Origin of the sequence: Stenotrophomonas sp. 8(2023), from assembly GCF_030345295.1 — a bacterium.
Taxonomy (GTDB): domain Bacteria; phylum Pseudomonadota; class Gammaproteobacteria; order Xanthomonadales; family Xanthomonadaceae; genus Stenotrophomonas; species Stenotrophomonas muris.
The window spans coordinates 3,491,709-3,512,806 of record NZ_CP128404.1 but is presented as its reverse complement, the minus strand read 5'-3'; the positions used below and the strand labels follow the sequence as shown (position 1 = coordinate 3,512,806).

The 21,098-nt window shown below is 66.8% G+C and carries 15 protein-coding genes; 8 read left to right on the top strand and 7 right to left on the bottom strand.

Annotated features, from left to right (window positions below):
- Window positions 1-48: 48 nt before the first annotated feature.
- A complete protein-coding gene (locus QP609_RS16370; RefSeq protein WP_197621708.1) occupies window positions 49-2,484 on the bottom strand; it encodes a TonB-dependent receptor in 2,436 nt (811 codons plus the stop codon).
- Between the two features lie 216 nt (window positions 2,485-2,700).
- On the opposite strand from QP609_RS16370, the gene QP609_RS16365 reads away from it, so the two are divergent.
- The 4 genes from QP609_RS16365 to QP609_RS16350 all read left to right on the top strand — a co-directional run bounded on the left by QP609_RS16365 (window position 2,701) and on the right by QP609_RS16350 (window position 8,149).
- Window positions 2,701-3,183 carry a DUF3574 domain-containing protein gene (locus QP609_RS16365; RefSeq protein WP_005410781.1) on the top strand — a complete coding sequence of 161 codons (483 nt, stop codon included), beginning with the start codon at window positions 2,701-2,703 and terminating at the stop codon, window positions 3,181-3,183.
- Between the two features lie 36 nt (window positions 3,184-3,219).
- Window positions 3,220-4,077, top strand: coding sequence for an SH3 domain-containing protein (locus QP609_RS16360; RefSeq protein ID WP_197621707.1), 858 nt, complete (start codon window positions 3,220-3,222; stop codon window positions 4,075-4,077).
- 108 nt (window positions 4,078-4,185) lie between these two features.
- Complete coding sequence (locus QP609_RS16355) at window positions 4,186-5,904, top strand: thiamine pyrophosphate-dependent enzyme (protein ID WP_014648186.1); 1,719 nt, start codon at window positions 4,186-4,188, stop codon at window positions 5,902-5,904.
- Window positions 5,905-6,538: 634 nt separating this feature from the next.
- Window positions 6,539-8,149 (top strand): hypothetical protein, encoded by a 1,611-nt coding sequence (locus QP609_RS16350; RefSeq protein ID WP_197621706.1) that lies wholly within the window; start codon window positions 6,539-6,541, stop codon window positions 8,147-8,149.
- A 165-nt stretch (window positions 8,150-8,314) separates the two neighbouring features.
- Here QP609_RS16350 and QP609_RS16345 read toward each other — a convergent pair whose 3' ends face one another.
- Complete coding sequence (locus QP609_RS16345) at window positions 8,315-9,025, bottom strand: glutathione S-transferase (protein WP_014648184.1); 711 nt, start codon at window positions 9,023-9,025, stop codon at window positions 8,315-8,317.
- Window positions 9,026-9,196: 171 nt separating this feature from the next.
- Here QP609_RS16345 and QP609_RS16340 point away from each other — a divergent pair, with 171 nt between their 5' ends.
- The 3 genes from QP609_RS16340 to QP609_RS16330 all read left to right on the top strand — a co-directional run bounded on the left by QP609_RS16340 (window position 9,197) and on the right by QP609_RS16330 (window position 13,424).
- A complete protein-coding gene (locus tag QP609_RS16340; protein ID WP_014648183.1) occupies window positions 9,197-10,018 on the top strand; it encodes a DUF3014 domain-containing protein in 822 nt (273 codons plus the stop codon).
- 181 nt (window positions 10,019-10,199) lie between these two features.
- Complete coding sequence (gene clpB, locus QP609_RS16335; protein WP_014648182.1) at window positions 10,200-12,785, top strand: ATP-dependent chaperone ClpB; 2,586 nt, start codon at window positions 10,200-10,202, stop codon at window positions 12,783-12,785.
- Between the two features lie 93 nt (window positions 12,786-12,878).
- Entirely contained in the window at window positions 12,879-13,424 is a 546-nt protein-coding gene (locus tag QP609_RS16330; protein ID WP_289213812.1) for a hypothetical protein, read from the top strand.
- A gap of 39 nt (window positions 13,425-13,463) precedes the next feature.
- On the opposite strand, the gene QP609_RS16325 is transcribed toward QP609_RS16330, so the two are convergent.
- The 3 genes from QP609_RS16325 to QP609_RS16315 all read right to left on the bottom strand — a co-directional run bounded on the left by QP609_RS16325 (window position 13,464) and on the right by QP609_RS16315 (window position 16,428).
- Window positions 13,464-14,264: a MipA/OmpV family protein gene (locus QP609_RS16325; RefSeq protein WP_046432175.1), complete on the bottom strand. Its 801-nt coding sequence runs from the start codon at window positions 14,262-14,264 to the stop codon at window positions 13,464-13,466.
- A 140-nt stretch (window positions 14,265-14,404) separates the two neighbouring features.
- Window positions 14,405-15,694: an ATP-binding protein gene (locus QP609_RS16320; protein ID WP_289213811.1), complete on the bottom strand. Its 1,290-nt coding sequence runs from the start codon at window positions 15,692-15,694 to the stop codon at window positions 14,405-14,407.
- Window positions 15,691-16,428 carry a response regulator transcription factor gene (locus QP609_RS16315; protein WP_014648178.1) on the bottom strand — a complete coding sequence of 246 codons (738 nt, stop codon included), beginning with the start codon at window positions 16,426-16,428 and terminating at the stop codon, window positions 15,691-15,693. The genes QP609_RS16320 and QP609_RS16315 overlap by 4 nt, the downstream gene beginning before the upstream one ends.
- A 179-nt stretch (window positions 16,429-16,607) precedes the next feature.
- On the opposite strand from QP609_RS16315, the gene QP609_RS16310 reads away from it, so the two are divergent.
- The gene (locus QP609_RS16310) at window positions 16,608-17,894 is read left to right on the top strand and encodes an aminotransferase class V-fold PLP-dependent enzyme (protein ID WP_164111335.1); all 1,287 of its coding nucleotides are present in this window, start codon (window positions 16,608-16,610) and stop codon (window positions 17,892-17,894) included.
- A gap of 423 nt (window positions 17,895-18,317) precedes the next feature.
- Here the strand turns inward: QP609_RS16310 and ybaL are convergent, their stop codons facing one another.
- Complete coding sequence (gene ybaL, locus QP609_RS16305; RefSeq protein ID WP_041863753.1) at window positions 18,318-20,015, bottom strand: YbaL family putative K(+) efflux transporter; 1,698 nt, start codon at window positions 20,013-20,015, stop codon at window positions 18,318-18,320.
- 193 nt (window positions 20,016-20,208) lie between these two features.
- Entirely contained in the window at window positions 20,209-21,090 is an 882-nt protein-coding gene (locus tag QP609_RS16300) for an XVIPCD domain-containing protein (RefSeq protein WP_053496367.1), read from the bottom strand.
- Window positions 21,091-21,098: the final 8 nt, after the last annotated feature.

Here is a 21,098-nt window from a genome sequence, read left to right as displayed (position 1 = left end):
GGCACTACCGTGTTGTGCGGACCAACGGTCCGCACCCACCCAATGCGATCAGAACGTATAGCGGACGCGGCCGTAGTAGTACGCGCCGTTGCTGCCGATCGGCGACAGCACGTCGTACGGCAGGTTGCCGAAGTAGTGGATATCGCTGTTGGATCGATCCGGGTAGTTGTCGGTCAGGTTCTGGCCACCGATCGCCACGCTCCATTGCGGGGTGATGCGGTACTCGACTTCGGCATCCAGCTGCCATTCGGCCTGGTAGGTCTGGCGCGGGATGTAGCCATCACCGAAGTTGAACACCCGGGTGGCGCTGCCGTAACGGTTCACGCGGGTGCTCAGCGACCAGTGGTCGTTGCTCCAGGCGGCCGAGAAGCTGCCACGCGTGCGCGGGGTGGCATCGGTCAGGGTGTTGGTCTCCTCGATGCCGAACAGTACGTAGTCCGGGTTCAGCGCGCGCAGCTGCGCCGGCGTGGCCAGCACATTCTTCAGCGTGGTCTTGGTGTAGGCGTAGGTGCCGGTCAGCAGCAGCTGGCCATCGCCCAGCGACTGCCGCCAGTTGCTTACCAGCTCGGCGCCACGGGTGCGGGTATCGGCGGCATTGACGAAGAAGCTGGCGCTCTGCAGGCCACTGACGCCGTAGCTGGCGGCCACGTAATCGGTCAGCGCATCGCCGGTGATGCTCTCCGACAGCGCGATGCGGTCGTCGATATCGATCTGGAAGAAGTCCAGCGACAGGTCGAAATGCTCGCCGATGCGGCTGGTGAAGCCCAGCGAGGTGTTGATCGACTTCTCCGGCTTCAGGTTCTGCGCACCCAGGCCACGCGCGATCGGATTGTTGACCGACAGCAGCCGGCCCTGCACCAGCTGGCCGCCGGCGTTGTAGCCGGTGGAGGTGGATTCGTAGCCGATCTGCGCCAGCGACGGAGCGCGGAAATTGTTGGAGATGGCACCGCGCAGTGCGAACGCCGGGGTGAATTCGTAGCGCAGGCCGAGCTTGCCGGTCAGTTCGCCGCCAAAGTCGTCGTTGTGCTCGTAGCGCGCGGCCAGGTCGGTGGAGAACTTCTCGCCGAACTGGCTGGACAGGCTGGCATAGGCGCTGGCCACGTCGCGCGACAGGGTGGCGGCGTCCTGTGGGGTCAGGCCGCCACCGGCCTGCGAGCCGGTCGGGCGGTCGGTGTACGGGCCCGCCGCATAGCTGGCCGGGTCGCCGGGGCGGGTCTGGTAGCGCTCATGGCGCGCTTCCACGCCCAGGCCCAGCGTGTGGCTGATGCTGTCGCTCTGGGTGAACACGCGGCTCAGATCGAGGTTGCCCACGGTCTGCGCGTACTCGTAGTCGGCGGTCTTGAAGCGGGTCGGGCTGGTCGGGCCCAGCGATGCGTTGAGCGAATCACGCAGGCGGTAGGTGAAGTCGTTCTGGCCGTAATCCAGGCTGCTGTCGTAGCTCCACTCGCCCCACTGGCCGCGCACGCCGGCCACGGCCTGTACGTCGCGGTTCTCGCCTTCGGAGATCGGTCGGTAGCCGTTCGGATAGACCTGCTTCCAGTTGGCATCGCCATCGGGATAGCGGAAGTAGTTGGCGCCTTCGGTATCGCGCTGGTTGAAGGTGCCGAACGCGTAGAACGTCGAGGTCTGGCCCACCGGAATCTCGGTGTTCAGCCACAGGTTGATGTCCTTGCTCTTGCCATCGCCCAGCACATAGTTGCGCTTGCCCTGCAGCGCCAGGTTGTCCGGCGTCTGGTCCCACGGTGGAATCTGGTCAAAGCCAGCGCGGTTGGTGCCGTTGCGGTGCTTGTATTCCAGGCCGACGCGCAGGAAGCCGCCGTCTTCGCCCAGCGAAGTGCCGACCTTGGCGCTGATGTTGCCGGTCTGGCCATCGGTGAGGGTGCGGCCGATCGGCTTGAGGTCGGTGTGGTTGGCACCGTAGCTGGCCTCGATCTCGCCGCCGTCGCCGCCGTTGTCGAGGATCACGTTGATCACGCCGGCCACGGCGTCCGAGCCGTAAAGCGCACCGGCACCATCGCGCAGCACTTCGATGCGCTTGATCGCGCTGACCGGGATCGCATTGAAATCGACCGGGGTGGTGCCCTTGCCGATCTTGCTGTCGGTGTTGACCAGCGCGGTGTGGTGGCGGCGCTTGCCGTTGACCAGCACCAGCACCTGGTCGGGGGACAGGCCACGCAACTGTGCGGCGCGCACGTGGTCGGCGCCACCGGAGTTGGATTGGCGCGGGAAGTTGAACGACGGCAGCAGCGCCTGCAGCGCGCTGCCCAGTTCACCGTTGACCACGCCGGCCTTGCGGATGTCCTCGGCGGTGAGCACATCCACCGGCGAGGTGGATTCGAGCACGGTGCGGTCTGCGGCACGGGTGCCGGTGACGATCACGGTGTCCAGGTTGGTGGCGTCCTGGGCCAGGGCCGGGACGGCAGCGGAGGAAAGCGCGAGGGCGATGGCGAGGCCGAGCGGCGACGCGGGCAGGCGGGCGGACATGGAGGGCTCCAGCAACAACGACGACGGGGAAGGGGGGAGATAGTTTCACTTACATCCATCCGGATGAAGCGATATATTATCTTCGCGTGATGGCCGGTGCCGATGCAAGTCCCTGCCGGTCCGGCATGAGCTGATGCCCGGTTGGCATCAGCACGCCGGGCCGGTGGCGCTGTACGCTGCCGGCTTGCCCTGTCCCCCTTCCCCGGAGCTGTACCGATGAAACACCTTGGCCTCGTCTTCGCCGTGCTGCTGGCCACCAGTGGCTGCGCCAGCCTGTCTTCGCAGGCGCCCAGCGCCTATGCCACGGCCACCACCGCCGAACTGAAGGGCGATGCCGCGCGTCCGTCCGCCGGCCACGGCTGGGTGCGCAGCGAGCTGTACTTCGGCGTAGGCGAAGAGCAGGGCGCCGGCAACCGCCCGCAGGCCGACACCATCAGCGAGGCGCAGTGGCGCACCTTCCTGGACAAGGAAGTGACCCCGCGCTTTCCGGATGGCCTGACCGTGTTCGATGCCTACGGCCAGTGGCTGTTCCGCGGTGATGCCTCGCCCAACCGTCTGCGCACCAAGGTGCTGGTGGTGCTGCACGAAGACACCCCGCAGCGCCGTGCCGATATCGAGGCGATCCGCCTGGCGTGGAAGCAGCAGACCAAGCACCAGTCGGTGCTGTGGTCGCGGCAGCCGGTCGAGGTATCGTTCTGAGTGGAAGGTGCCGCCGAGGTGCCGCAGGGAGCAATGATGAACTACAGGGAATGCATGCTCGGCCTGGTACTGGCAGGCGTGCTGGCACCGACGGCGCAGGCGGGTGGGGACGGCGGCGAAACGCTGCGCTTCCAAGTGGCCGCGCACGTGCAGGCGCACGCCGATCCCCAGCAGGACGGCAGCATCGCGGTGCAGCTGTCACCGTCAGGCAAGCGCCAGACGCTTGAGGGCGCGGCCGATGCCGACGGCAATTCGCGATGGTCGCTCGAAGATGTCGATTTCGATGGCTACCCGGAACTGGTCGCGCGCGCCTCGGTGGGCATGGTCAACGAAGCGGTGACGGTGTACCGCTTCGATCCGGCCAGTGCCGGGTTCCGCGCGCTGCAGGCCGACACCCACGGCAAGGACAGTTGCGGTGACCTCATGGGGCTGGCGGTCGACCGTCCGAGCCGCACGCTGACCAGCAGCTGCCGCAGCGGCCCGATGTGGTACACCGACCAGTACCGGTTTGCAGGCGCGAAGCTCTATCTGTACCGCGCCGAGAGCGTGCTGATGCTGGGCGATACGTTGAACGCCGCGCTGCGGTGGGAACAGACCGGCGAGCAGGGCCCGCTGGCGGTCTGGCGCACCTATGATGCCGCCGGCCGGGTGCTGGAAAGTGCCATCGCCGATGGCCTGGGTGCACCGCCGGATGGACCGTTGCGTGGCCAGCAGGCCACCGTGGTACCCGCGCGGCTGTTCCTGTTCGATCGACCCGGCGCATCCAGCACCAGGCGTTACCTGGTGCAGGGAGACCGCGTGGAGATGCTGGATGAACAGGATGGCTGGGTGAAGCTGCGCTACCGCAACCCGAAGCAGGGCGCGGTGGAGGGCTGGATCAACGTCAACGATTGACTCGATCTCCGCCGGTAGTTTGCCTATCGAGGTGATGTGCGCCTTGCCCACGGAGGCATCACTTCTTCGGGTCTAGCCTCGGATGCTCTCCCCTCGAGGATGTATCCGATGAGCAAGCGCGTTGCCGAGATCGTTGTCGATACCCTGCAGCAGGCGGGCGTCCGCCGCTGTTACGGCATCGTTGGCGATACCTTGAATCACGTCACCGATGCCCTGCACCGCAGTGAAATCGACTGGGTACATGTACGCCACGAAGAAGTGGCCGCCTTCGCTGCCGGCGCCGATTCGCTGGTGAGCGGCGAGTTGACCGCCTGTGCGGGTTCTTGTGGTCCCGGTGGCCTGCACTTCATCAACGGCGTCTTCGAGAGCAATCGCAACCGTGCACCGATGGTACTGATCGCCAGCCAGGTGGTGACCAGTGAGCTGGGCATGGAATTTCCGCAGGAAGTGGACTTCAAGGCGGTGTATGCCAGTTGTTCGGTGTTCTGCGAGCAGGTGCACAGCCCGGAGCAGGCGCGGCGCGTCGTGGCCCTGGCCTGCCAGGCCGCGATCAGCCGCCGTGGCGTGGCGGTGGTGATCCTGCCGGCCGACATCAGCCAGGCCGAGGTGAAGCACGATGTGCCGTTCTCGGTGCACTACACCCAGCCGGTGCTGCGCCCGTCCGATGCCGAGCTGCAGCGCATCACCGAACTGCTGGGGCAGGGCAAGCGCATCGGCATCTATGCCGGTGCCGGTTGCCAGGGCGCACACGCGCAGCTGCTGGAGCTGGCCCGGCGCCTGCAGGCGCCCATCGCGCATACCTCGCGCGCCAAGGATTTCGTCGAGCCGGACAACCCGTACAACATGGGCATGACCGGCATCTTCGGCATCGAATCCGGCTTCCACACGCTGATGGAGTGCGACACGCTGCTGCTGCTCGGCGCCGATTTCGCCTGGGGCCAGTTCTACCCGGACAAGGCCACGATCATCCAGGTCGACCGCGATGGCAGTCACCTCGGCCGCCGCCACCCGGTGAGCCTTGGCGTGGTCGGTGACATCGCACCGACGCTGGACGCGCTGCTGCCGATGCTGCCGCCGCGCGAGGACAGCAGTTTCCTGGACGAGTGCATCGGGCGTCGCGACAAGGCGCTGAAGAAGCGCGAACAGGAAGAACAGCCGGGCGAGGGTGAACTGATCCACCCGCAGCATCTGACGGCATTGCTGTCGAGGCATGCCAGCGACGATGCGCTGTTCACCGCCGACGGGGGTTCGCCGATGGTGTGGGTGCTGCGCCATATCCGCGTCAACGGCCGCCGCCGCACGCTGACCAGCCTGCTGCACGGCACGATGGCCAACGCGATGCCGCAGGCGCTGGGCCTGCAGAAGGCCTTCCCCGGCCGGCAGGTGATCTCGCTGTCCGGTGATGGTGGCCTGGCGATGCTGCTGGGTGACCTGCTCACGGCAGTGCAGGAGAACCTGCCGATCAAGGTGGTGGTGTTCAACAATGGTTCGCTGAACTTCGTCGAGCTGGAGCAGAAGGTGGAGGGCCTGCTGGACAACTACACCGACCTGAAGAACCCGGACTTCGGCCGCCTGGCCGAGGTCATCGGCTTCCACGGCCGCACGGTGACCCGCAGCGAGGATCTGGAAGAGGCGGTGCTGGATTTGCTGTCCCAGCGCGGCCCGGCGCTGCTGGACGTGCATACCAGCCGCGCGGAGCTGGTGATGCCGCCGCAGATCGAGGCCAAGCAGGTGGCCGGTACGGCGTTGTACGCGGCCAAGGCAGTGTTGAACGGCCGCTTCGACGACGTGAAGCATCTGCTGGTGGACAACTTCCTGAAGAAGTAGAGGGTTGGTCGATGCAGGGCTGCGCCCTGCACCCGCGGTAGTGCCGGCCGCTGGCCGGCCACTCGGAAGCAACGGCGGCCATCCGTGTGGTAGGTGTCGACCTTGGTCGACACGGTAGATCCACGCCATGCGTGGATGAACGAACGAATGATCGAAATAATCTTCTGTAGAGCCGAGCCATGCTCGGCTCAGAGCCTTCGCGTACAGCGGGCGAGCATGGGCTCGGCACTGCAGCGAGAGCCTGCCTTGGCTTTGGATCTTTTGATCTTCTTCCGTGGCTGCCGCGCGCAGGAAACTGTCAGGGGTCGGTCGGGTGGGCTGCGCAGGACCGTTGGCGCCATGGATGGCGCCATCGAGCCCCCGTGGGTGAGGGCGCTTTGCTTGCGAAGCACTGCTTCGCAAGGCCCGAACGCACAGCCGCCAGCGGCTGGGCCGGTCTGGGGATTTACGGCGTGTCCTGCGCAGCCCCCCCGACCGGCCGAACTCGCAATGCCAGTCGACTAACAGTCGACTCTACCCGCGACCAGCCACGAGGGGCCCCGCCGTTGGCTGGAACCCATCATTCCACGACGGAATTGGCGCGCCGGCCCCGCTGGGCCTACCATCGGCGCTCCCCACCCCCACCGCCCCTTCCATGTCCGCTCCCGCTTCCGCCGTACCGCGTCGCTGGTTCGTCGCCGGCGACTTCAACGGCTTCTTCGGCCTGGTCGTCGACAACCTCTCCATCCTCGGCTTCATCGCCATGGCCCTGGTCGGGATCTTCCAGTTCCCCGCCGGCGTGGTGTTCGGCCGAATGTTCCCCGGCACCGCCTTTGGCGTGCTGGTCGGCAACCTGCTGTACACCCTGATGGCGCGCCGGCTGGCGGCACGTACCGGCCGCGACGATGTCACCGCCATGCCGCTCGGCCTGGATGCCCCCACCAGCATCGGCATGGCCCTGCTGGTGCTCGGCCCGGCCTTCCTCGCGTTCAAGCAGCAGGGCATGGACCCGCACGCTGCGGGCATCGCCACCTGGCAGCTGGGCATGGCCGCGCTGGTCATCATGGGCGTGCTCAAGTTCGTGCTGTCGTTCTTCGGTGAAGCGGTCACCCGCGCACTGCCGCGAGCTGCGCTGCTGGGTTCCATCGCGGGCATCGCGCTGGTGCTGATGGGCCTGCTGCCGCTGCTGGAAACGCTGCGCTCGCCGCTGGTCGGCTTCACCACGCTGGGCCTGCTGCTGTATGTGCTGATCGCCAAGGGCAAGCTGCCGGTGCGTGGCCCGGGCGTGCTGCTGGCCTTCGTGTTCGGCACCGTGCTGTATTACGGACTTGGCCTGGCCGGGCTGGGCGCGCCCGGCTTCCATGTGCCGGAATGGGTGCCGCCGCAGGTGGTGCTGCCGCTGCCGACGCTGGGCTTCCTCGATGGCCTGCCCACCGCGATGACCTACCTGCCGCTGCTGCTGCCGTTCGGCCTGCTGATGGTGGTGGGCGGCATCAATGTGTCTGAAAGCGCACGCGCGGCTGGCGATGACTACCGCACCCGCGACATCCTGCTGGTGGAAGCGGTGGCCACGCTGGTGGCGGGTGTCTGTGGCGGTGTCGCGCAGACCACGCCCTACATCGGCCAGCCTGCCTACAAGCACATGGGCGCGCGCAGCGGCTACACGCTGCTGACCGGCCTGTTCGTCGGCATTGGCGGCATGCTCGGCATCATCTCCGGGTTGGTGCAATGGCTGCCGCTGGCGGTGCTGGCACCGATCATCGTGTACGTGGCCATCGACATCACCACCCAGGCCTTCCAGGCCACGCCGCGCCACCATACCGGCGCGATGGTGTTCGGTTTCCTGCCGTCGGTGGCTTACCTGCTGGCGATCAAGGCGCCGGGCTGGATCGCACCGGACCAGCTGCCGCAGCTGCTGACCAAGCTCGACGGCCACGGCCTGCCGGAGCTGGCGGTGATCTTCACCCTGGGCAATGGCTTCATCATCACCTCGATGCTGTGGATCTCGGCCGTGGCGGCGATGGTCGATGGCCGCCTGCGCCGTGCCTGTTGCGTCCTGCTGGTGGCCGCCGGGCTGACCCTGTTCGGCCTGATCCACTCGGTGGACCCGCGCGGTGGCATCTACCTGCCGTGGGACCTGGAAGGATTGGCGCGCATCATCAGTTTGCAGTTTGCCGGCGCCTACGTGGCCCTGGCGGTGCTGCTGGGCCTGCTGTCGCTGCAGAAGCAGCCGGTGCAACCGCTGGGTGATCGCACCGATCATTGACCGGTGACGCCGGGCATGGCCCGGCGTTACCGCTCCTTCCACTTCTGGTGCTCTGTAGAGCCGAGCCTGCGCTCGGCTGCTCTGAGCCGAGCATGGCTCGGCTCTACAGGGGCGTGTTGCAGGTGGCGAATGATCACAGCGCGCTCTGCCGGTCAGCGGCCGGCACTACCGTTCGGCGTCCAGTTCCGGGTAATGGCGGAAGATGCCGTTGGTGTTGAACGGCAACCGCCGCTCAGACGCCAGATAGGCGGCGATGTTGGGTCGTTTCGCCACTCGTTCCTGCAGCGCGCGCAGCCGGGGCAGGGTGGGGCCGAGCGCCTGCATGCGGCGCGGAAACATGTAGTCCAGCCCGCTCAGCAGCTGGAACAGTGACAGATCCACATAGGAGTGCTCGCGCAGTGCATGGCGGCCACCGTTGGCGGCCATCACCTGCTCGAAATAGCCGAGGAACTTGGGCAGGCGCTCGCTGCGCAGTGACGCGGCTCGTGCCTTGGCCTCGGTCTTCTGCTGTTCGTAGTACTTCGATGCGGCGATCGGATGGTGGGTGTCGTGCACCTCGGCTACCAGGTCGGCGATGGTTAACTGCAGTTGCAGCGCCTGCATCCGCCGCGATGCGGCCTGCGGCACCAGGTCCAGCGTCGGGCCGAGGAAATCCAGGATCGCCGCGACCTGCGCGATGACCTGGCGGCCGGCCTTCAGGAACGGCGGCGCAAAGGGCTGTGCCCCTTCGTTGCGACCCTCCAGAAACGGCTGCATCACCGCATCGCCGTGCACCCGCGCCATGTCGATGTAGTCGGCGCCGGCATCTTCCAGCGCCAGGCGCACGAACTCGCCACGGCCCTGGATGCCGGTCCAGTAGTACAGCGCGTACTGCATGGCAGAGTCTCCACGGGACAGGACTCCTAGCCTCGCGCGGGTGGCGCAAAGCAGACGTGAGCGCGGCCTTGCTGCAGGTCTCAACCCGAACGGCAGCGGAACAGGCGGGGAACCGGCTGCACTCGATGGGGTCACACCTTCTCCATTGCGTGTGAAACGAGGTGCTGCATCATGCAGAGTGGAAAGGCGGTCTGGCCCTGGGTGTTGGGTGTGGTGGTGATCGGTGGCGCGGGCGGCTGGTTGTTCCGCGATCAGCTGAAGAGCCTGGCCGACGGTGTCCCGGTGCCGGTGCAATCAACCCCTGCCAGTACCAGTGCACCGGCACAACCGCAGGCGGCCGCAGAGCCCGCGCCAGCACCACCATCGATCAGGCATCCGCTGGATACCGAGGCCGCCGCCGACCCGGCGCTGCCGAAACTGGCTGACAGCGACGCCGCGGCCTGGGGCGCACTGAGCCAGCTGTTCCAAGGCGAGGGGCCGCTGACCCTGCTGCTGCGTGATCACCTGATCCAGCGCCTGGTCACCCAGGTCGACAACCTGGACAAGCCCAGCGTGCCGCCGACCGCGCTGGCCGCGCGGCCGCTGCCGGGCAACCTGCAGGTCGATACGGGCGAAGGCGGCGAACGCATCGCCGCCAGCAATGCGGCACGCTATGCGCCTTACGTACAGGCGTTCACTGCGCTGGACCCGGCGGCAACGGCTACCGCTTACAAGCGCTTCTATCCGCTGATCCAGCAGGCCTATGCCGACCTTGGCCGGCCCGAGGGCTATTTCAACGACCGCCTGGTCATGGTGATCGACCACCTGCTGGACACCCCGGAACTGGCCCAGTCGCCGCTGGTGCAGCGCGATGAGCGCGGCCGCTATCGCTTCGTCGATCCCACCCTGCAGTCACGCTCGATCGGGCAGAAGGCCCTGCTACGCATGGATCCTGCACAGGCGCGGGCGATCAAGCAGCAGCTGCGGGCGATCCGCAGCGCGATCACCCGCTGAGCCCGTCCACCGTGCGGAACTGATCGGGATCAACGCGCCGACCACACGCGCTCCGGCATGCTGGCCGCAGGCTGACTGGCCCCGGGGTGCAGTCGCAGCCACCCTTGAAACCGGGTGGGGCAACCGCATCTTTCCAGCATTGCCGGCCCAGGCCGGCCCTGAAGACCGATGAGGATTCGCAATGCGGATGGACAAGCTCACCTCGCGTTTCCAGCAGGCGCTGGCAGACGCACAGTCGTTGGCCGTGGGCCGCGACAACAGCATCATCGAACCGGTTCACCTGTTCAGCGCGCTGCTGGACCAGCAGGGTGGCAGCACGCGCCCGCTGCTGGCCCAGGCCGGGGTGAACGTGCCGGTGCTGCGCGAGCGCCTGACCGAGGCGCTGGACGCACTGCCCAAGGTATCCGGCCAGGCCGGCAACGTCTCGATGGGCAACGATCTGGGGCGCCTGCTGAACCAGACCGACAAGCTGGCGCAGCAGCACGGGGACGCCTTCATTGCGAGCGAGTGGTTCGTGCTGGCGGCGCTGGACGATGGCGGCACGCTGGGCATGGCGCTGCGCGCCGCTGGTGCCGACAAGACGCGCCTGCAGGCGGCGATCGACAAGCTGCGTGGCGGCGAGAACGTGCAGTCGGAGAATGCCGAGGAGCAGCGGCAGGCGCTGGAGAAGTACACCATCGACCTGACCGCGCGGGCCGAGAGCGGCAAGCTCGACCCGGTGATCGGCCGTGACGAGGAAATCCGCCGCACCATCCAGGTGCTGCAGCGCCGGACCAAGAACAACCCGGTGCTGATCGGCGAACCCGGCGTGGGCAAGACCGCGATCGTGGAAGGGCTGGCCCAGCGCATCATCAACGACGAAGTACCCGAGGGCCTGCGCGGCAAGCGCGTGCTGTCGCTGGACATGGGCGCGCTGATCGCCGGGGCCAAGTTCCGCGGCGAATTCGAGGAGCGACTGAAGGGTGTACTCAACGACCTGGCCAAGAACGAAGGCCAGATCATCCTGTTCATCGATGAACTGCACACCATGGTCGGCGCGGGCAAGGCCGACGGCGCGATGGATGCCGGCAACATGCTGAAGCCTGCGCTGGCACGCGGCGAGCTGCACTGCATCGGTGCGACCACGCTGGACGAATACCGCAAGTACATCGAGAAGGACGCTGCGCTGGAGCGCCGCTTCCAGAAAGTCTTCGTCGGTGAGCCGTCGGTGGAGGACACTATCGCGATCCTGCGCGGGCTGAAGGAAAAGTACGCCGTGCACCACGGGGTGGAGATCACCGACCCGGCCATCGTGGCCGCCGCCACGCTGTCCAACCGCTACATCACCGATCGCCAGCTGCCGGACAAGGCCATCGACCTGATGGACGAGGCTGCCTCGCGCCTGCGCATGGAGATCGACTCCAAGCCGGAGGAGCTGGATCGCCTGGAACGCCGGGTGATCCAGCTGAAGATCCAGCGCGAGATGCTGAAGAAGGAAAAGGACGAAGCCTCGCGGCAGCGGCTGGCCGACCTGGAGAACGACATCGACGGGCTGGAGCGCGAGTTCTCCGACCTCAATGAAATCTGGAAGTCGGAGAAGGCTGCGCTGCAGGGCGCCACCAAGATCAAGGAGCAGGTCGAGCAGGCCAAGCTGGAACTGGAAGCCGCGCAGCGCCGCCAGGATTTCGCCAAGATGAGCGAGATCCAGTACGGCCTGTTGCCGCAGCTGGAAAAGCAGCTGGCCGCGGCCCAGGAAGCCGAGCACAAGGACTTCAAGCTGGTGCAGGACCGGGTCACCGACGAGGAGATCGCCGAGGTCGTGTCGCGCTGGACCGGCATTCCGGTCAACAAGATGCTCGAAGGCGAGCGCGACAAGCTGCTGCGCATGGAAGAAGTGCTGCACAACCGTGTGGTCGGCCAGGAGGAAGCGATCAAGGTCGTCTCCGATGCCGTGCGCCGTTCGCGTGCAGGCCTGTCCGATCCGAACCGTCCGGCCGGCTCGTTCCTGTTCCTCGGCCCGACCGGCGTCGGCAAGACCGAGCTGTGCAAGTCGCTGGCCGAATTCCTGTTCGACAGCGCCGACGCGATGATCCGCATCGACATGAGCGAATTCATGGAGAAGCACAGCGTCGCCCGCCTGATCGGCGCCCCCCCGGGTTACGTGGGCTACGAGGAAGGCGGCTACCTGACCGAGGCGGTGCGCCGTCGCCCGTATTCGCTGATCCTGCTGGACGAAGTGGAGAAGGCGCATCCGGATGTGTTCAACATCCTGCTGCAGGTGCTGGACGATGGCCGCCTGACCGATGGCCAAGGCCGTACCGTGGACTTCCGCAACACCGTCATCGTGATGACCTCGAACCTGGGCTCGCACCAGATCCAGGACATGAGTGCCGACGACAGCCCGGAGGCCTACACGCAGATGAAGGCAGCGGTGATGGGCGTGGTGCAGGCGCACTTCCGTCCGGAGTTCATCAACCGCCTGGACGACATCGTGGTGTTCCACCCGCTGGACAAGCAGCAGATCAAGCAGATCGCGCGCATCCAGATGCGCGGGCTGGAGAAGCGCCTGGCCGAGCGCGGGCTGAAGCTGGCGGTCTCCGATGCGGCCTTCGACCTGCTCGGCAACGTCGGCTTCGATCCGGTGTACGGCGCGCGCCCGTTGAAGCGCGCAATCCAGGCACAGCTGGAGAACCCGTTGGCGCAGCAGATCCTGTCCGGCGCCTTCGTCAACGGCGATACCATCGAAGTCGGCAACGACGGTGGTCGCCTGGTGTTCGCCAAGGCTTGAACCGGTGGCGCCCCGGCCATGGCTGGGGCGCCATCCGAGCCTTGGCAGCGCACGATGGTCCTGTTTCACTTTCGCAAGGATGAGGAGAACCGCATGGACGTTGCCCGCAGGGCTTCACTCTGCATGATGCTGGCGTTGGCTGCTGTTTGTGGACACGCCGCGGCCGCCGAACAGGTCCAGCTGCCGCCGATGAAGGGCTACCAGCAGGCCCACCAGAGCACCGACGCGCAAGGCAACCGCATCACCGAGTACGTGCCACAGGGCCAGACCGTGCACGACTGGACCGACATGGTCACCGTCAACGATGCGCCGAACAGTGGCCATGTGAGTCCGCGTGAGTTCCTCGGCATCATCGAGGCGGGGTGGCGCATCGCCTGTCCGGCGGCGCAGAGCCACTGGATCCGCGAAGGTGAAGAAGGGGGACGGCCCTTCGCCCTGCTGATGCTCAGCTGCCCGCGGAATCCGGGGACAGGCAAGCCGGAGTTCACCTGGATCAAGGGCGTGCAGGGCAGGCAGGGCTTCCACACCGTGCAGAAGTCGTTCCGCTCCGAGCCGGAGAAGGAGGACGTCGTGCAGTGGATCGGCTGGCTGCGCGAGGTCGGGTTGTGCGGCAACGGCGACGCACCGGCCTGCCGCTGACCGCAGAGGGAAAGGGCGCCCAGCGGCGCCCTTCATGCATCAGAAGCGGTGGGTGTAACCGCTCATCAGCCCGAACTGGTTTGCCTTCTGCACGATCGGGCTGTTGGCCGCATCGCCGAGCAGGCGCGTGCCTTCGGCCGAGATGTACCAGTTGCCGTTGCGGCCCACGCGGTGGCTCCACTTCAGGCCGACACCGGCACTGACCAGGCCGGCCTTCGGCCTGTGCTCGGCGAAGCCCGTGCGTTTGGCCTGTTCCGGGCTGACGCCGTACCAGGTCTGCATGTAGCCGCGGTTGCCGTAGTCGGTGGAAACACTGCCGCTGACCACGCCACCGGCCAAGTCGAACAGCGGCATGCTCAGGTTCAGATGGATCTGCTGGGTGGCCAGGCCGTTCTCGGCCTTGTCCTCGTCCTTGCGGGTGAACTGCCAGGAGCCGCTCAGCACGGCTTCGCCCAGCGTATAACCAGCCGAGACGCCGACCAGGGGACGGGTATCGATATCACCCATGCCGCGCAGGAAGTCCGAACCGCCCAGCAGCGAGTCCTTGTCCTTGCGGATGCCGCTGGCGCCGACATAGGCACGCACGCGCGTGTGCTCGCCGAGGGAGGTGCCCCAGCCGATGCCACTGGTGCCCAGAAACCATCCCCCCGGCGAGGTGACATCAAAGGACAGCGACGGCGTCGCACGATACTCCTCGCTGCCGCTGTAGCGCGGTGCCACGCCGCCACCGGCGGCGAGCTCGAAGGTCCAGTGGTCATCCTTGGCGTGGGCGATCGGGGCGGCGAACAGCGGCAACACGGCCAGGCAGAGCAGGGCGGGGGAACGGCGAAGCTGGGACATGGAAACTCTCGGCAATGGGAGGAAAGCAGCGCGCGCATCCGGCGAGTGCTGCAGGGTTGCCAGCGTGGCGATATGCCGGCGACCGATCCGTCCGCAGTTGTGCGGGAGTTGTAATCAACTGTAATCGCGCCCTTGGGCGTTCAGCTGGCAGCCAGCGGCCAGTGCATTTCCAGGCGCGCGCCGCCCAGCGTGGCGCGACTGATGCGCAGCTCGCCGCCGTGGCGGGCTGCAATGCGGCCGACAATGGCCAGGCCCAGGCCGAAGCCGCCGGTATCGCGGCTGCGGCTGTCGTCCAGGCGGGTGAACGGGCGCATCACCTTCTCCCGATCGGCTTCGGCGATGCCCGGGCCGTCATCGTCCACGCGCAGGCAGGCGCGGCCGCTGATACCGACCAGCGAGACCTCCACCTGCGAACGCGCGTGGCGCAGCGCATTGCCGACCAGGTTGCTCAGCGCCAGCTGCAACAGGCGTGGCTCGGCATCCACTCGCGGCAACGCGCTGGGCTGCACCCGCAGGACAATGCCGGCACGTTCAGCATCGCGGCGGGCATCGGCCAGGCAGGCCTGCAGCCAGTCGTTGGCTTCGATGCGCTGCATCGGTTCGCCCTCGCTGGGATGCTCCAGCCGTTCGTAGGCCAGCAGTTCGCTGACCAGCCGGTTGAGCTCGGCCAGGTCGCCGTGCAGGCCCTGCGCCAGCCGTTCGCGGCGTTCGCGGTCATCGCTGTCCTGCATCAGGTCCAGGCCGAAGGCCACCCGCGCGATGGGCGTGCGCAGTTCGTGCGAAATGGCATGGGTCAGGTCGCGCTGGCGCTGCACCAGTTCGGCCACGCGTGCCGCCATGCGGTTGGAGTGTTCGACGATGACCCGGATCTGCGAGCGGGGCGAAACCTGCGCGCGTGCCTGCAGGTCGCCGGAACCGATGCGGTCGGCGTGCCGGCGCAGTGCTTCCAGGTCGCGCCAGAGCAGGCGCACCCAGGCATACAGGCTGGCGCCCACCAGCAGCAGGATGCTGAGGTAGGCGGCGATGGTCATGTACGTCGTCATCTGCACCGCGCCGGGCAGGCGCAGGTGCAGCCAGCGGCCGCCGATGCCGTCGATGGGCAGCAGCACCTGCTGGTACTGATCGCGCACGATGAAGCCATCGGCCTTCACGACCTCCTGTTCCTGCGCGTCGAGCGCGGGAGGTTTGTCGAGCAGGGTCAGGGCGATGCCGTAGTGTGGCTGCCACTGTTGCAGGCGCTCACGCTGCTGGACGGCGTCCAGGCCGGCCAGGCCACTGCGCAGGGCGTACACCTGCCCGCGCACCTGCTGCACGAACACGCGATCCTGCACGGGCGTGTAGATGCCATCCAGGATGTGGTTGAGAAAGAACACCGACACCAGGAAGCAGGCGCCGGTGATGAACCACAGCCACAGGAACAGCCGCTTCATTCCGACCAGGCCGCAGGATTGAACTGGTAGCCGCGCCCCCACACGGTCTTGATCCGCCGCGGTTCGCGCGCATCGTCGCCGAGCTTGCGGCGCAGCTTGCCGATGCAGACGTCGACGCTGCGGTCCAGACCGTCGAAGCCGATGCCGCGCACCGCCTGCAGGATCTGGTCGCGCGACAGGATCTGCCCCGGCTGGCTGGCCAGCAGCCACAGGATCTCGAATTCCGTGGTGCCCAGCTCGACCGGCTGGCCGTGCAGGTGCACCTCGCGCTGCATGCGATCGATCAGCAGCTCACCATGCATCAGCCGGCTGGGCGTGCCGGTATTGCTGCTGCCGTGGCGGCGGCGCAGCAGGGCGCGCAGGCGGGCCAGCAGCAGGCGTGGCTCGATCGGCTTGTGCACATAGTCATCGGCACCCGATTCCAGGCCCAGCACCTGCTCGATGTCGTCCTCACAGGCGGTCAACATCAGGATCGGCACATCGGAGAAGCTGCGGATCTGCCGGCACACATCGATGCCCCCCAGGCCGGGCAGCATCAGGTCCAGCACCACCAGTTCCGGTGCATGCTGGCGGCAGGCGGCGCTGGCGAGGTCGCCGCGTGCCACGTGCTGCACGGCGAAGCCATGTTCGTGGAGATAGTCGCTGACCAGTTCGGCCAGGCGACGGTCGTCCTCCACCAGCAGGACCGACGTGGGCGAACTGCTGGCAGGGGGAGTCCAGGGGGATGGCTGCATGCGTGGGGCCTCCGTTCCCAGGCAGGAGCGCCCGGCGGCGCAGCCTAGCAACGCCCCATGACGACTGCCTGAATCGCGGCCAACCTGATAACCGCGGGTACGGACGTCATCGCCAGCGGCTTTCAGCGGGCGGCCCCGGCTGGCCTATGGTGGCGGTTTCCCGGATGGAGCCTGGTGCAATGAGCGACCCGCAGTGGCAACTGGAAACCCTGGCCGTGCACGGCGGTTACCGTCCCGACCCGACCACCCGCGCGGTGGCGGTGCCGATCTACCAGACCGTGGCGTATGCCTTCGATGACACCCAGCACGGCGCCGACCTGTTCGACCTGAAGGTTCCGGGCAACATCTACACGCGCATCATGAACCCCACCACCGACGTGCTGGAGCAGCGCCTGGCCGCGCTGGAAGGCGGCATCGGCGCGCTGGCGCTGGCCTCGGGGCAGGCCGCGATCACCTATGCCATCCAGACCATCGCCGAGGCCGGCGACAACATCGTCGCCTCCAGTGCGCTCTACGGTGGCAGCCTCAACCTGCTGGCGCACACGCTGCCGCAGTACGGCATCCAGGCGCGCTTCGCCGACCCGGCCGACCCGGCCGCGTTCGCCGCGCTGATCGACGAACGCACCAAGGCGGTGTTCGTCGAATCCATCGGCAACCCGCGCGGCAATGTCACCGACATCGCCGCCATCGCCGAGGTCGCGCATGCCGCCGGGGTGCCGCTGATCGTCGACAACACCGTGGCCACGCCCTTCCTGCTGCGCCCGTTCGAGCACGGCGCCGACATCGTGGTGCATTCGCTGACCAAATACCTCGGGGGACACGGCAACAGCCTGGGCGGCGCGATCATCGATTCCGGCCACTTCGACTGGACCGCACAGCCCCAACGCTTCGCACGGCTCAACCAGCCCGACCCCAGTTACCACGGCGTGGTCTATACCGAAGCCCTGGGGCCAGCGGCCTACATCGGCCGCGCGCGGGTGGTGCCGCTGCGCAATACCGGCGCTGCGTTGTCGCCGTTCAACGCGTTCCTGATCCTGCAGGGCATCGAGACCCTGGCCCTGCGCATGGAACGCATCAATGCCAATGCGCTGGCCGTTGCGCAGTTCCTGAAGGCGCATGCCAAGGTCGCCTGGGTGCGCTACGCCGGACTGGCCGACGACCCCGAGCATGCCGCCGCGCAGCGCTATCTGGGTGGACACGGCTCGGGCGTACTGACCTTCGGTCTGCCCGGTGGGCGCGAGGCCGGCGCCCGCTTCCTCGATGCGCTGAAGCTGTTCACCCGCCTGGTCAACCTGGGGGATGCGAAGTCACTGGCCACCCATCCGGCTTCGACCACGCATCGCCAGCTGGATGCAGCGGAGCTTGCCAAGGCCGGTGTCAGCGAGGACACCGTGCGGCTGTCGATCGGCATCGAGCACATCGGCGACCTGCGCGCGGACCTGGAACAGGCCCTGGCCGGCGCCTGATAGCTGCGCGCTTGGTCGTCATCGCCACAGGCGATCACCGCCGGCACCGCGATGGGTTACGGTGGAACTGCCTCTCCAAGGCATGGCAACGTGGCGATCCAGATCCCCGGTCGATGCGGGTCGACCGGGGATTTTTTGTTTCCGGGGTCAGATCCGTTTTCCTGTGGAAAACGGATCTGACCCCGCGCGCCGCCGTGTCGACCAAGGTCGACATCCACCAACAGCAGCAGGGAACTGTCGAAGGCGGGGTGGGTCCGGTTGCGGGAGTGTCCGCGGCATGGATGCCGCGGCCAAGCCCCCATGGAAGGGTTTACGGCGTCTCCCGCAATCGGACCCACCCCGCCATCCCACGCTATGCCCGCTTTTGCCGTTGCCGTTGTTTCGGCAGGTGCAGGGCTGCAAGCCCTGCCGCACGCATACCCCTCACACCACCGGAATGCTGTGCTGCCCCAGATTCCGGTACGGCGGCGTGGACATGATCATCTCCGCCAGCGAATACGCCAGCTCGCGCTCGGCCATCACCGTGCCATCGGCGCCGTGCTCCAGCAGATGCTTCACCTCGGCATCGCTGTGTGCGCGCGCCAGCAGGGTCAGGTCCGGATTGATCGCCCGCAGCTTGGCCAGCGCCTCACCGGCTTCCAGCGGCTGCGGAATCGCCAGCACCGCGATCTTGGCGCGCTCCGGATGGGCCTCGGCCAGCACCCGGTCGGCGGCGGCACTGCCGCGGATCGCCGCCAGGCCCTTGGCATGTGCCTGCTCGACGTGTTCCTTGTTGTCATCGATCACCAGCACCGGCACGCCACGGTCCCGCAGCACCTGCGCCAGTTCGCTGCCGACGCGGCCGTAACCGATCACGATGGCGTGGTCATGCAGGTCGCGCGACGGGCCGATCGCTTCGGGCGGCTCGGGTACCTGCGGAGACTGCTCCTGCTTGGCCTGCCAACGGTCCAGCAGGCCGAACACCAGCGGGTTGAGCATGATCGACACCAGCGCGCCGGCCAGCACCAGCGACTGGCCTTCCTTCGGCAGGATCTGCAGCGCCACGCCGAGGCCGGCGATGATGAAGGCGAACTCGCCGATCTGCGCCAGGCTGGCCGAGATGGTCAGCGCGGTGCTGGTCGGGTGGCCGAACGCACGCACGATGAAGAACGCCGCCGCCGACTTGCCGAACATGATGATGGCGACGGTGGCCAGCACCTGCCACGGATGCTGGACGAGGATGTTGGGGTCGAACAGCATGCCGACCGACACAAAGAACAGCACTGCGAACGCATCGCGCAGCGGCAACGAATCATGCGCGGCCTTGTGGCTCAGCTCCGATTCGTTGAGCAGCATGCCGGCGAAGAACGCGCCCAGCGCGAACGAGACGCCGAACAGCATCGCCGAGCCGAACGCCACGCCCAGCGCGATCGCCAGCACCGACAGGGTGAACAGCTCACGCGAACCGGTACCGGCGATGCGCTCGAGGATCCACGGGATGACCCGCCGACCGACCACCAGCATCACCGCCACGAACAGGCCCAGCTGCACGAAGGTCCAGCCGATGTCGGCCAGCACGCTGCCGAGCGAGTGCGATTCCTTGGCCGCGTCAGGACCGAACACACCGGCCATCACCGGCATCATCACCAGCGCCAGCACACAGGCCAGGTCTTCCACGATCAGCCAGCCGACCGCGATCTTGCCACGCATCGTTTCCAGCAGGCGGCGTTCCTCCATCGCCCGCAGCAGCACCACGGTACTGGCGGTGGCCAGCGAGAAACCGAAGATGACGCCATGGATGGCCGGCCAGCCCATCAGCGAGGCCACGCCCCAGCCGAGCAGGGTGGCCACCGCGATCTGGCCGATGGCGCCGGGGATGGCGATCGCCTTGACCGCCATCAGGTCCTTCAGCGAGAAGTGCAGGCCGACACCGAACATCAGCAGCATCACGCCCAGTTCGGCCAGCTGGTTGGCCAGCGCCTGGTCGGCGACGAAGCCGGGAGTGAACGGGCCTACGCAGATGCCAGCAACCAGGTAACCGACCAGGGGAGACAAGCGGAGCTTGTTGGCCAGCGCGCCGAAGATGAAGGCGAGCCCCAGGCCAACGGCAACGATGTTGATCAGGTCGGTGTCATGGTGCATCGGCACTCGCAGGCAATCGGGGGATGCCCCGATTTTCACCGATGCGGTCACATACGGCAAACCTGGCCAGCGTATCGGATCGTTGCGTGGGCGGCTTGTACGGGCGAGATATCAAGCCTTGTTGAGAGATGGCAGGCCCTGACGGGCCGAATGGTGCCTACCTATGGGGGGCTCCAGGCGTAGCCGTCGATGATCACACCATCTGCCGGCGCTGGGTCTCTTCCAGGGCAGGCTCGGCCTGCTGCGGCGAGGCGGCCAGCTGCTTGTCCAACTGATGAATCTGCCGCAGCGACTCCGCAACGGGTGGCTGAAGGGCCGTTTCAATGTTGATGTGGGCACGCAGATGGCCCGGGTCATCCAAGGCTCCTTGAATGACGAAGATGTTCTCCGGCCTTGGGGGCTGACCAGCCGGCAAGCCCAATACCACATGGTCGATCCGTTCCAGACCTTGTGCCCGGGCAAGTTGGGTGAGGCTGGCCGCCATGCGTTGGCTGGCTTCATCAGATGCGCGACCCAGCGATGCGTCCAGCGCGTGGACGCCGGCGAGTGCCTGCTGGTGAAGTGATGCCGAGGCATCGCTCAGCGATGGGATGCTGGTTTCCGGCCGTTCGGTTGCCGGTTGCGGCTGCGAAGGACTGGTGGGCCGCACGCGCTCTGCCTTGCGAATGGACTCGATCAGCTCCCGCGGTGTATCGGTGAACAGCAGTTCGCCTGCATCCAGGGACTGCCCGGTAACCTTGTTCACGGTACTGGTCGCCCACGATGCGCAGGTATTGCCATATGACCAGGTGACATTTTCGCCCAAGGCCTGGTCAAGTCGCTTGACCTGCTCGGGAGTCAATTCGTAATAGCGTGAGGCCGAAGGTGTGGCCCGGGCTTCCATGCCTTCGCGGATGTCCGAACCTGGGCCATTGTCCTCAACGAGTGGATGGTTGTCTGGCCACAGGCCATGGAACGTCGTATGGCCGTTTCGCGTCACCGAGATCCAGGCGTGGCCGTCCACGAACTGATTGAACGACCCCTGTGTATTGGGGTCTACGTGACTATGGATGCCGAGGACGACCTTGTCGCTCATGGGATGCC